The 12,770-nt window shown below is 47.2% G+C and carries 10 protein-coding genes; 2 read left to right on the top strand and 8 right to left on the bottom strand.

From position 1 onward, the window contains the following. The first annotated feature begins 47 nt into the window (after positions 1-47). On the top strand, positions 48-842 hold the full coding sequence (locus J7E35_RS10840; RefSeq protein ID WP_214779630.1) for a LysM peptidoglycan-binding domain-containing protein: 795 nt from the start codon (positions 48-50) through the stop codon (positions 840-842). 746 nt (positions 843-1,588) lie between these two features. On the opposite strand, the gene J7E35_RS10835 is transcribed toward J7E35_RS10840, so the two are convergent. The 8 genes from J7E35_RS10835 to spoIIQ all read right to left on the bottom strand — a co-directional run bounded on the left by J7E35_RS10835 (position 1,589) and on the right by spoIIQ (position 11,815). Then, entirely contained in the window at positions 1,589-2,254 is a 666-nt protein-coding gene (locus tag J7E35_RS10835; RefSeq protein ID WP_214779629.1) for a 3'-5' exonuclease, read from the bottom strand. Between the two features lie 190 nt (positions 2,255-2,444). Then, entirely contained in the window at positions 2,445-4,331 is a 1,887-nt protein-coding gene (locus tag J7E35_RS10830) for a DUF294 nucleotidyltransferase-like domain-containing protein (protein WP_214779627.1), read from the bottom strand. Next, a complete protein-coding gene (locus J7E35_RS10825; RefSeq protein ID WP_214779625.1) occupies positions 4,312-5,982 on the bottom strand; it encodes a sodium:solute symporter family protein in 1,671 nt (556 codons plus the stop codon). The genes J7E35_RS10830 and J7E35_RS10825 overlap by 20 nt, the downstream gene beginning before the upstream one ends. A 44-nt stretch (positions 5,983-6,026) precedes the next feature. Continuing rightward, on the bottom strand, positions 6,027-6,329 hold the full coding sequence (locus J7E35_RS10820) for a DUF4212 domain-containing protein (RefSeq protein ID WP_214779623.1): 303 nt from the start codon (positions 6,327-6,329) through the stop codon (positions 6,027-6,029). 179 nt (positions 6,330-6,508) lie between these two features. Then, entirely contained in the window at positions 6,509-6,691 is a 183-nt protein-coding gene (locus tag J7E35_RS10815; RefSeq protein ID WP_353050359.1) for a hypothetical protein, read from the bottom strand. Between the two features lie 332 nt (positions 6,692-7,023). After that, complete coding sequence (locus tag J7E35_RS10810) at positions 7,024-8,628, bottom strand: gamma-glutamyltransferase family protein (protein WP_214779620.1); 1,605 nt, start codon at positions 8,626-8,628, stop codon at positions 7,024-7,026. A gap of 108 nt (positions 8,629-8,736) precedes the next feature. After that, complete coding sequence (locus J7E35_RS10805; protein ID WP_214779619.1) at positions 8,737-10,737, bottom strand: penicillin-binding transpeptidase domain-containing protein; 2,001 nt, start codon at positions 10,735-10,737, stop codon at positions 8,737-8,739. Positions 10,738-10,897: 160 nt separating this feature from the next. After that, entirely contained in the window at positions 10,898-11,815 is a 918-nt protein-coding gene (gene spoIIQ, locus J7E35_RS10800) for a stage II sporulation protein SpoIIQ (protein ID WP_214779618.1), read from the bottom strand. Between the two features lie 344 nt (positions 11,816-12,159). Between spoIIQ and J7E35_RS10795 the strand changes: the two genes are divergently transcribed. After that, complete coding sequence (locus J7E35_RS10795; protein WP_251040891.1) at positions 12,160-12,549, top strand: VanZ family protein; 390 nt, start codon at positions 12,160-12,162, stop codon at positions 12,547-12,549. Positions 12,550-12,770 lie beyond the last annotated feature (221 nt).

Genomic DNA, 12,770 nt, shown 5'->3' with positions numbered 1-12,770 from the left:
CCCGAATTTCTGTTGAGGAGTTATTTTTTTATTGGGGGAGAAGAGACTTGATTACCTACAGACAGACTAGAAAACAGAGAATCAGAGAGCAAAAACGCAAAGTGACCTTGAAACGGAACAGAAAGCTGATCGGTGCAGCTGTAGCCGGTTCGGTGGCAGCGGGATTGCTGCTTGGTTTCGGCCAAAAGAAGACAGATGCAATCGGATCTTTTTATACCGTCAAAAAAGGCGATACACTATACAGCCTGGCTAAGGAATTCGATACATCGGTTGAGATGCTTCAGGAAGTGAACTCACTATCATCAGATTTCATTAGAGCCGGGCAGCAGCTGGAGGTACCTCTCGAGGCTGAAGCGGGTGTTTATATTGTGAAAAAAGGAGATACATTGTTCTCCCTGTCAAAAAAATACGGGGTAACCGTGAAGGATTTAAAAAGTGAAAATAAATTAGCCAGTGACTCTATTTATGTTGGACAAGCCCTTATAGTACCGACTCATGGTTTCGAAACGGCTGAGGGGATTTACGTCGTCAATCCCGGGGATACACTGTTCAACATTTCCCAGCGATTCGGTGTAAGTTTGAAAGAATTAAAGCAGGCTAACAGGCTGAAGGAAGACATGGTGCTGATCGGCCAGCAGCTGGTCATTCCCGGTGAAATACAATTCATGAAAGCAACCGTTACCGGGGCAGCCGATAATTTCACCGTTGAGTTTGAGACGGACGGGGAAGCAGTTCCGTTGAAGGTTTCCTATAAGACAGCACGGAAGTATGAGGAGCTGGCAGGACAGCGTGTCCTCGCTTCTTATAAAAATGGTGCGTTGATTGATATGCAATTAAACTGAAATGGTTAGTAAAAAATGCTTGGAGTATAGAGAACTCTAAGCATTTTTTTGCGCTTCAAAAAGGGCATTCAGCCATTATTCGTCCATATAATTATTTAAGAATAGATAAATAGTGTAGTATACAAATGTAAAAAAAGTTACTAGATACAAGTTAGACAAATTCAATTCACCATAGACAAAATATGCAGAACCCATCCAGCCCACTATTCCACTTAGAATCATAAAAGAAATATGCTTAAGATAATCGAACATTTTACCAGCTGCAGGAACAGGATTTATTACTAGTGAATATATAACTCCCCCAATGAAAATTACAGGAATAACAAAGAATACGATCGATATCAAACCCGTTAGTATCGTGGAGAAAACTACCTTTTTAAGCCTATTTCCTATCATATTTCATCTTGCCTCCATGCTAATTTTACGTATCCTAATTTAATTAATAGCGGCTAGTATCCCTCAAAGACCCCTGCACTGACTATATCTATTTTAGTATATTGATCTTACCAAATCGAACATTAGAGTCATGCAGCTCTCCATTAATGTCCCAGTTCAGGAATTTCAACCATAGAAAAGAGCAGTTACGTCAATGAACTGCCCTGTAGTATTTTATATATTTATCCAAACAAAGAGGGTGGTTGCTGCTACCTATCATAACTGCATCGAACACATATCGCTAACCGATATACCTTGTTTCTATCCAAACTGCATCGCGCCGTATCGCTGACCGATATGCCTAGTTCCCACTAAAACTGTATCGACCGCATCTGGCTTTCGGTAGCCTTAATCAGCTCTCCCCAGGTGGTATGTCCCCGGTCTTTGAACTGCTGCAGCAATTCGGTAAACAGGTAGGCTGTGGTCAATGCATCGCCAACCGCGCTATGGCGGTCATAAATACGTGTGCCAAATGCCATCGCATATCGCTCCAGGTCACGCATATCGTAGGACGGGGCTATGAAGCCGATCAGATCGAGCGTATCGATGGTGAACAGCTTTTTCAGTGCCAGCTTTTCGCGTTTCAGTTCGCTCTTCAGCACGAGGTGATCGAAGCCGACATAGTGCCCGACAAGGCATACTGCCTCGTGTGACCCAACGTAGTCAAAAAACTCATGTATCGCCTCTAAAGCCACCGGTGCACCGGCAACTTTTTCATTCGTTATCGAAGTAAAATCGATTATTTCCCGAGAAATTTGTCGCTCCGGGTTCACATATGTCTGAAACCGGTCATTTTCCATCACCTTCATCCCGCTTACCGGAACGGCTCCAATTTCAATCAGCCGGTCTGTGCTCGCCACCTGGAACCCTGTCGTCTCTGTGTCGAAAACAATAAATGTCAGATCATCGATTCTAGTCGATAAAGGGATTTTTTCGTACGTAAGCGGGCAGGAAATATTCTTTCGTTGAAAAAACATGCGAGCCTCCTCTCAAAGTACCTGTCTCCACCCAGATTCTCTGGATCTCTTTCTAGTGATCTGTGCGGTGCTTGTCTCCACCCAGATTCCTCCTGATCTTTCTAGTGGTTGGTGCAGTGCTTGACACTACCCGGATTTTGCTGAATTTCCTGGTGCCACTCAACTCCAACTCTTGTATTCCCGGAACACATCATACCGAGAATCTAGCAAAAACCATTCCCTGAAGTTCGCGGAGTGTTCGCAGGCTCAGGATGAGTTCATCTTTTTGTCTCGTAGACATGGTGGTGAATGACAGGGTGGAGCTTCCGCCTTTATTTCCCCATCTTTGCCTGATATAAAGGTCCAGCACATGGTTGAAGGCTTCTTTTAAATCTTCCGCGAACCCTTCGGTAAAAATCCCTTTCTCTTTTAAACTAGCGATTTTCTCCAGTGGTGTTCCCGGGATTCCTCCGTAATAGAGCGATAGGATTTGCAGGCTGTGATGGAAGGGAAACAAGATTTCTTTTTTCATATCGATGCTTTTCCGGCCGAGCTTGAACAGTGCACGGATTGGTTCGTCCAGCGTCGGGATTTCCTGCTCCTTTTCGACCTGGACCATCCGGTAGAGGAAGATTTTCGAACGGTCGAGCAGTTCGGCAATCTTTCCTTCGAACTCCTCGCCTAACACTTCACTTCCTGCTACGAAACGATAGGAAAAGAAGTTATGCGCCAGGAGCAGGTTTTCATTTGTCGACTGTAGCATCCACTTCCTGACGCGATCCTGCCACTGAAGCACTGTCCCCCTCCACTGCTCCTCACTCGACATCATCAAGCCCTTGCAGCGCGCGTAGCCGGCAGCCTCCAGCCTTGCAGTGATCTCTGCACCCAGTTTTTCAAAATAGCCATGTTCACCACTTTCTCCATACACAAGGAAATGATCCTGGTCCGTCAGCATGAATTGTTCCCCGCGGCCGGCAGATCCCATTAAATAAAATGCAAATGGAGCAGGTGGCTCAAGCCCTTTCGTGCGGAGTGCCGCAAGAGAAAGCTCGACAGCTCTGCCGATCAATCGGTCGTATAGCTTTGTGATGATATCCAGCAATGCCATAGCCGGAACACGGTCTCGCAGCAGCGTTTCGGTCATTTCATAGATTGCTGCCTTTACCTCTGGCAAATTTATTTCATCAGCCTCGTCAATCTTCTTTATCGTCCTCATAACACTGTCATTCTTTTTCCGGAGCAAATCGGTCAGTGTTACTACCCCGGAAATTGCCCCATCATCAACGACGGGCAGATGCTTGATTCCATTCAGTAAAATTTTAGATAAGGCATCATAATAGTAATCGAACCTGGAAATCGTCACGGGATTTTCGGTCATCGCCAGCCTGGATGGACTGTCAAATGGGATGCCCTTTGAAACCACACGGCCTACGATATCCCGTTCCGTTATGATTCCTTTCAGCTCACCATCCTCGACCACCAGTACAGAACTGGTTTTACTTCCAGCCATTCTTCGCGCTGCTTCCTGAATGCTCGTGTCAGGAGTAACGGACGCGATTTTATCACTCATAAGATCCTGAACCCTTGCTAAAATCGTTTCACCCTCGCCGATACCCCTGGCCATTTTGACCTGCTCTGCAAGGGACCCGTACACATCCCTCAGCCTGATCGAGACCTGGGCCAGCAGATAATCATGGACTTCCTGATCATCCCATCTCTTTGCCAGTACGGAAAAAGGGATTAGCAATGCCTGTACTTCGTCTGCAGCCCTTACCTCTACATTGGCCTGTGTTTTATCGGCACTCGTCAACCCAAGGAACTCTGCCAGACTCGAAAACCCTACAATTTCGCCTTTCCGGATGACTTCAAGAACTTCCTCCTGTCCGGCAGCATTCTTCACGAACACCTCGGCATTTCCCTGTAAAATCAACAAAAGCCCCAGACGAGTTGTGTCCGCCTTGAGCATCATTTCGCTCTTTCCATAGGTAAATGATATACATCCCTCGACAAGGGAAAGGGCCGTGCGTTCATCCACCCCCTGGAACAGGGGATGGAACTGCACAGCCTTCCAAATTTGCTTATACTGACTTTGTTGCATCGTCATTCATCCAAACTTCGCCGTTCTTATAGGTCATCTGTTCAGGATAGCGAAGGTCGAGTACTTCCTCCTGAATTTTTTGCGAAGGTGCCGGTGTCGCAAGCGATACAATGACGTTCGCAAGGATTGCAGCTGTAGCGCCGAATACGCCGGCACCTGTGTCAATAATGCCAAGGATCGTGAAGCCGCCATACTTTGCCGCGAAAATGTAGCTCAATGTCACAGCAAGACCGACGAGCATACCTGCAATAACACCCTGGGAATTTGAACGCTTCCACCATACACCAAGGATCAGCGCCGGGAAGAACGTTCCGCTGGCAAGCGCGAAGGCCCAGGCAACGATTTGAGTGATCGCTCCAGGAGGGTTAAGGGCGATCAGGCCTGCAAACAATGTAGCAACAACAATCGAAATACGCGCCACATTCAGGCGAGTTTTTTCCGTAGCGTTTGGCTTCATGACACGGTAGTATATATCGTGCGCAAAAGCCGAAGAAATCGCGATCATCAATCCGCCGGCTGTTGAAAGAGCCGCGGCCATAGCGCCTGCCGCTACAAGGCCGATGACGAATACGCCAAGGTTGGCGATTTCCGGTGTCGCCATAACGACGATATCATTGGAGATGATCAACTCGCTCCACTGAAGGACACCGTCGCCATTTCCATCGGCAACTTGTAGCTTGCCTGTATCGACCCATGTTTTCGTCCAGGCAGGAAGCTCACTGATTTTGCTGCCGGCAACCTTTGTCATCAGGATGAAGCGTGAGAACGCCGCATAAGCAGGTGCTGACAGGTAAAGCAAACCGATGAACAGAAGTGCCCAGGCTCCTGACCAGCGTGCCGCCTTCATCGTTGATACAGTATAGAAACGGACGATGACGTGCGGAAGTCCCGCAGTACCGGCCATCAATGTAAACATAAGAGCAAGGAACTGCCATTTCGTGCCGTTCGTGAATGGCGCGAAGTATTCAGAAATACCAAGCTCACGATCAAGCTCTCCCATTTTTCCGACCAGTTCACCATAGGAAAGCCATGGAAGTGCGCTGCTCGTCACCTGGAGAGACATGAAAATGACCGGAATCAAATAGGCAATGATCAAAATGATATATTGCGCAACCTGGGTCCACGTAATCCCCTTCATACCGCCGAAAGCAGCATAAGTAGCGATCAGGACCACACCGATCATCGTGCCGAGCTTCGCGTCGATTTCAAACAGTCGCCCGATTACCACACCGGAACCGGAAAGCTGCCCGATCGAGTAAGTGAAGCTGATGATGATCGTGGAAATGGCCGCGATGACGCGTGCCGTGTGGCTGTTGTATCGGTCACCGATAAATTCTGGAACCGTGTAGCGCCCGTACTTCCTGAGCTGTGGCGCAAGCAGGAAGGTCAACAGCAAATATCCGCCCGTCCAGCCCATGATATACGCAAGGCCGTCATAGCCGAGCAGCATGATTGTACCGGCCATCCCGATGAAGGAAGCAGCACTCATCCAGTCAGCGCCGATCGCCATCCCGTTAAAAATTGGCGGAACGCCGCGGCTGGCAACGTAGAAGTCAGAAGTCTGCTTAGCTGTATTGTAAACCGCAATCCCGATATACAAACCAAATGTAGCTAAAATAATAGATAATGAGACCAAGAATTGTGTATCCAAAGTTCTCCCCCTTATTCAAACGCTCTTTTTTCTTTCTCCGTGGTTTAGTGATCCAGGCTCTTTCCTTCGCTCAGCTTGACGTTCTTTTCTTCATCGATTCCATACTTCTTGTCGATGCCATCGCTAAGCTTGGCGTTGACAAACAGCAGGATAATGAACGTGACCACTGCCCCCTGCGCTCCCATGAAATAGTGGAACGGGAAGCCGCCGATTGAAATCTCGCTCAGTGGTTCGGCAATCATGACCGCGCCAAACGAAACGAGGAACCAGACGATGAAATAGATGATCATGTTACGGTTTTTTTCACGGAAATACGCGTCAGCAACTGACTTATCAATTTTCTTCACATTTACACCCCTTTGGTTTTGCTAATCCCCTTTGTAAAATCCTTCATGAATGACAGACACAGCCTTACATTGAAAGCCTTTTTCACTCCTTTGTTTTTATAAATTTTAATTATATGAACCCTGCGCCAGGCAAAGTTAATACCTATTTTTGGATGAACATTGAATGGAGTCTGGATGGATTAACTTAAGCTGAAGATGAATTTCACTGTTTCAAAAAATGGAGCCGGAACCATGATGATCTGGATGAGGAAGTAGAGAAATATGCTCAGGAACGGGAGTGCCAGGTAAATTAACTTGTTTTTTCTTAAACCCATGAACAGGCTTATGCCGGTAATCACCAGCAGGCCGATTAAAATGATCACGTTGATTCCTCCTGCGTAAAAATTATTTTGCATATATTATGAATAATTATTTATTTAACTAAATCTTTAGAAAATTTAATTTAATTATCCATATAATGTCCAGGCAGGTCAATACGTTATTTTTAAAAAATGTAATCGCTTTCTATGTCGATACTTTTCATACCGTGGGAAATTCGTTAGTAACAGTAAGGGTTTGACGTGATAAGAGGCGAAGGAGTTTGTCGAAAAAAATTTTTTTTAGCTTGTTTCCATAGAATTGCTCTGTTTGTAATGATTTTACAGAATAGTAAAAGGAACACTCGCCTTTGAGTGTTCCTTCATTAGAATATAACTTACCAGCAGGCAATGGCACCGTCGGTCCGCATTTCGGTTCCGCCGGTCAGGACACCGGTTTCCGGATTACGGACGATGACCTGGCCGCGGCCAAAGCCTCCGCCATCAAATGCTACCTTCATCTGATGCCCGCGCGCTGCGAGCTCCTTGACGATATGATTCGGGAAGGTGTGCTCGACTTCGATTTGCTTGCCGCTGATCCACTGCCAGCGCGGTGCATCCAGCGCTGCCTGTGGATTCAAGCCAAAGTCAATCATATTCATCGCCACCTGGACATGCCCCTGTGGCTGCATATAGCCGCCCATCACGCCGAATGGACCGACTGCCTGACCATCCTTTGTGATGAAGCCGGGAATGATCGTGTGGTATGTCTTTTTGCCCGGAGCCAGCGCATTCGCATGATCTGGATCAAGCGAGAAGTCATGACCGCGGTTTTGCAGTCCGATGCCTGTTCCCGGCACAACAACTCCTGAACCGAAGCCCATGTAGTTACTCTGGATGAACGAAACCATATTGCCTTCCCCATCCGCAGTCGATAGATACACCGTTCCGCCTTTAGGGAGCTGGCCAGGTTCAGGCATTCTCGCTTCATCAGAGATTTTCGCGCGAGCGTCCTCACCATACTGCTCTGACAGAAGGTCGGCTACCTTCGCCTGCATCGTCTTAGGGTCGGTCACATATTCCTTGCCATCCGTGAACGCCTGCTTCATCGCTTCCAGCTGAAGATGGACTCCCTGGACGTCATCACGATGGGTAAACTCATACCCTTTTAAAATATTCAATGCCATCAAGGCAACGATTCCCTGTCCGTTCGGCGGGATTTCCCAAACCTCGTGCCCGCGATAGGACACAGAAATCGGCTCCACCCATTCCGGATGGTAGTTTTCAAGGTCGGATTTACTCAGGAAGGCTCCTGCTTTTTCAGAAGCTTCTGCGATTCTATCAGCCAGCGCGCCCCTGTAAAAGCTTTCCCCATTTGTTTCGGCGATTTCCTGGAGCGTGTTCGCATGGTCCTCCGATTTCCACATCTCGCCTGCCTCAGGAACCTTGCCGCCAGGAGCGAAGACGCGGAACCACTCATCGTACTCCTCGCCCTGGAAGCGAGTCTTGTAGGCATTGTAAGCACCCTTCCAATATTTTGCGAGAATAGGAGTCAGCGGGTACCCATTGCGCGCATAATCAATTGCCGGCTTCATTACTTCCGTAAGCGGCAGGCGCCCGAATTTTTTCGATAACTCCGCCCACGCTGATGGTGCTCCCGGAACAGTGACTGGAATCCAGCCATGCGAAGGCATTTTTTCATGGCCAAGCTCCCTCACTTTTTCGATCGAAATCGATTGTGGCGCAGGGCCGCTCGCATTCAAGCCATACAGCTTATCTTTTACCCAGACAAGCGCGAACGCGTCGCCGCCAATGCCGTTGGAAGTCGGCTCCACAACCGTCAGGCATGCTGCTGTCGCGATCGCGGCATCAATCGCGTTTCCGCCCTTTTTTAAAATATCAAGCCCCGCCTGCGCAGCAAGCGGCTGTGACGTAGCAACCATCCCATTGCGGACGACCGAAGCCATCCGCTGGGAAGGATAAGGATATGTATGCAAAGACATTCTAATTCCCCCATTTTTTCGTCTTACGAAATATTATACCAAAATAGCTGAAAATTCTAAATAGAAAACCTCTTGTAAAAAAGCCCGGCCCGAATCGGCCGGACTTTCCTACATTCCGCTCTGCAGTCTTAATTCATAAAATCCCTTCACCCGGGTCACGACATCCTTCGAACCTGAATCCTCGATCATCATCGCGACGATCATATCGGTGGATTTAGGGCTATAGGCAACGAACCATCCGAGTTCCCGGCCCTTATCCCCTTGCTTTTCCTTGATTTCCGCGGTGCCTGTTTTACCTGCTAATGGATAGTTGGCAATCAGGCCATTGTGCGCGGTCCCTTTTGGATCGGTGATGACCTTTGTCAGCATGTTGCTTAGAGCCGCTGCATGGGCTGGGCTGACCAGGCCTTCCTGCCAAATTTGTCCCTGTTTATCTTCCATATTCAAAATCGGTTTAATGAGGTTTCCCTCGTTGACGAATGGTGAATACGTCGCTGCAAGATGAAGAATATTCATTTCAACCTGTCCCTGTCCGTAGGCAGAGTCTGCCAGGCTGATTTCGCTGTCAATCTTGCCGATTTGCGATGGCTCGATTGGATACAGATATTCCGGCTGCTCTTCAAAGCCGAATTTCTTCAGTCCATCTGTAAATGTATCCTGACCCATTCCGAGCGCTGCCCTCGCGAAGTAAATATTATCCGAATAGATCAGCGCTTTTTCGAGGTCGATATTCCCTACGACATTCGAATACCTGGTCACTTTGTAGCCGCCCCATGAGGCGTCCTTACTCCACTGTTTCCCGGTGATTTCATAAGCAGTATCCAGCTGGAGCTTTCCGCTCTCAAGCCCGATTGCTGCTGTGATTGGCTTGATCACAGAACCCGGAACATAAGTCATCTTGAATCTATTAAGCGTCGGCTTAAGCGGATCTTCTTCGAGCATTTTTCGTTTATTTTGCGAGATTCCGAGCGCCATTTCATTCGGATCGAAGCCCGGCGCGCTGACCAATGCCAGCGTTTCACCTGTTGACGGATTGATTGCCGATGCTGTACCCGCTTTTCCTTTTAGCTGGTCATATAATTGCTGCTGTGCGACAACATCAATCGTCAGCTGGACATCCTTCCCGTTCTCAACAGGTTTTTCCGCTAGCGTCTTGACGGTGCCGTCTTTTTTCACAATCGAGATCCTCACTCCGTTGGTTCCTTTTAACTGTTCTTCAAGAACCTGTTCCAGGCCGCGTCGGCCAATGAGGTCGGTTGCGGTGTATCCTTTCCCCTCCAGCTTTTCAAGGTCATCGGCGAGGATTGGGCCGACATATCCGATTAAGTGGGACAATGCCTCTCCATACGGATACTCGCGGGCACCGACCATCTGGCTTGTCACTCCATCGAGCGCAAATAATTTTTCATGAAGCCCTTTATCTGTCTTCGAAACTTTTTTAAGCGGAACGAACAAGTCAGGTTTTACCCAACCCGCGTTCATTGCCTTGTTGATTTGCTCCTCCGGCATGTCGAGCAGCTCCGCAAGCTTCATGATTGTCTGCTCTTTTGGCTCGCCCAGCTTGCCAGGGACCACTCCGATCTGGACAGCCGTCCCATTGATGGCGAGTCCGTTCCCAGCGCGGTCAAGAATGCTGCCGCGTTCTGCCTGGACATTCTTGAAGCTGATTTTATCCCCTTCTTCGAGCTCTGGGAAAATGTACGTCGTATTCCAGTCGACATACCAATTGGTTTCTTTTTCACGTTCTTCTTTTACAAGAGTAGCATTATGATCGAATTCGATCGGGCCAGCAGCGCTATTCATTTTTGCTGAAAAAGGAAGTTCTGCATTTTCTTCATGCTCCTGCTCTTCCTCAGGCTGATTGTAGCTGACCTTCAGCTCGTCGACCTCTAAATCTTTGTAAATTTTATTATAGCGGGAGACGAAATCCTCCTTGGAGATGGAATCCTTCGCCTTCTCTGATAAAAATCCATACATCTCATCAAACTTCTGATCATTCCAGAGCTTTACGTATTGGGAAAACCGTTCTTCGGGAGTCGGTTCCTTGCTGCAGCCGGAAATGATGGCGGCAATTACGGCCGATAAAAGTATTAATAGTACCCGTTTCATATGTATCCCTCCTCTTGTCTGATTTTACCATAGAATTTCCATTTAGATAAACTTGGAGCTTTCTTGAAAAATTCTTTTTCCTTGTATTGAATCTTTTCTGATTAATCCAATAAAAAAACCCGCCTTTATAGCAAGGCAGGTTCGAGAATTTTAGATTTTATTAAGAGTTTGTTGAAGTGTCAGAGTCAGTTGAAGAGTCTTTGTCTGTATCTTCTCCTGCATCCTTATCTTCGTCTTTTTTATCAGAGCCGCCTTCAGCAGGCTTGTCTTCCGCTGGAGTAGTGCCTTCAGCGTCTTCCTCTGAGCTTCCTTCCACATCTTCTTCGGCAGCATCTTCAGACTTGCCTGCATCTGCATCAGAAGAAGCTTTTTCTTCTGTCACATTTGCATCCTGCAATGCGCTTAGAGGCTTGTTGAAGTACTCATGCGGATTGACTGGTACATTGTCCTTGCGGATCTCAAAGTGTACGTGGTTGCCAGCCTTCTCATTGATCAGGCTTGTTCCCGATTTCGCAATGACTTGTCCTTGCTCAACCTGGTCGCCAACCTTAACTTGGTAGTCTTTCACTGACTGATATTGTGTTACAATACCTTTGTCATGCTCGATTTCGATGACATTACCAAGCACTGCATCTTCCATGACATTCGTGACAGTACCACTTAGTGATGCGATTACATCAAATTCCTTGCCATCTTTCGCTGCAATGTCCAGTCCAGTGTTCGGATGGTACGTATTATCATAGAACACTAGAGCTGCTTCTTGCTCAGCCGCGTCGCCGTCATTGTCATAGAATTGCATTTGGACGACAGCATCGTCTTCATTCACCACTGGCATTACAAAGTTCTCCATCGCGCGGTTCACTTCAACTGCTGGCTCGTCATTCATCTTTTTGCCAGGCATGTCAGTCGCTTTGTATTCCGACTGATCCAGCTGATCGGTTCCGCTGTTTTGATACCATAGGACACCAGTTAGAATGATTGCGGCACTAGCAATATAAACTGTTGGATACACCCACCGCTTCTTGAAAAAGCTGTTCTTGCTTTTGTCTTGAGAAGATCTTTTTTCTTCCTCTCTCATTTTCATCACCTCAGCAATCAGTTTGAACAGAAGCGAAAAAATATATACATAGAGTTGAAAAATTTTTTACTGCTTATTTTTCGACAAAGGCGCGAGTTTTATGCAAAAAAGTTTTTTGGGGTTGATTGGCGGTTGAGTTTTAGACCTGGGACTGTCTGCGACGCTTGAATTAAGCCTGGCTTGTCACCACGTTCGATTCCTAACTATTACGTTACGTTGGTCACTCCAATGTGTTCTAACTTATTAGATAGGTTTGTCACTCCATTCGAGTTACTACTATAAAGTGAGGTAGCATCATGAAAAAGTTATTAGTTTGGTTTCTACGCATTCTTCCGCTGTTCTATATGGCAGCAATCTGGATCATGTCCAGCAACCCTGCTGATGCATTGGTCGAGCTGCCCAATCAGGGCGTGGATCGTTTTATAAAAGAATCTCTCCATCTTGCAGAGTTCGGGATTCTGTATGTGCTGCTCGTCCTGGCTGCGTTGACGACCGGGCGCTTCACACCTGGCTTGAGCTTCATCTTCATGGGCGTGGCGATCCTGTACGGACTGCTTGACGAGGTTCATCAAAGCTTCGTCCCGTACCGATCGGCTTCCGTGTTTGATTTTATAAAAGACGTAATTGGGGTTTTAGCGGCCTCACACTTCATCCATCATGCCTACTTCAGCGGAAAGTTCGTGCGGCTGGGGAGGGTTTTGCGTGGAATTGAAGAGAGAGTTCGGGGATTTTAGCTGGGTTTAGTATATAGATTGTAATTAGTTACGATTTTTAAGGGGCTGGCCTTGTTATTGAGGCTGGCTTTTTGTGTTTTAGTGTAGCCATAACTTCAACTGGAGATAAAATGAGCTTAACCGGAAATAAACTCCGCTCAACCGGAGATAAAGTTTCTGCAACTGGAGATATATTCACTGAAACCGGAGATATCATTAGAAATGGTTATTCGGACATAAAA

Origin of the sequence: Bacillus sp. ISL-45 (assembly GCF_018613195.1) — a bacterium.
In the GTDB taxonomy this organism is placed as follows: domain Bacteria; phylum Bacillota; class Bacilli; order Bacillales; family Cytobacillaceae; genus Mesobacillus.
Note: the sequence above shows the minus strand (reverse complement) of the source record. Positions and strands in the feature narration are given on the sequence as shown.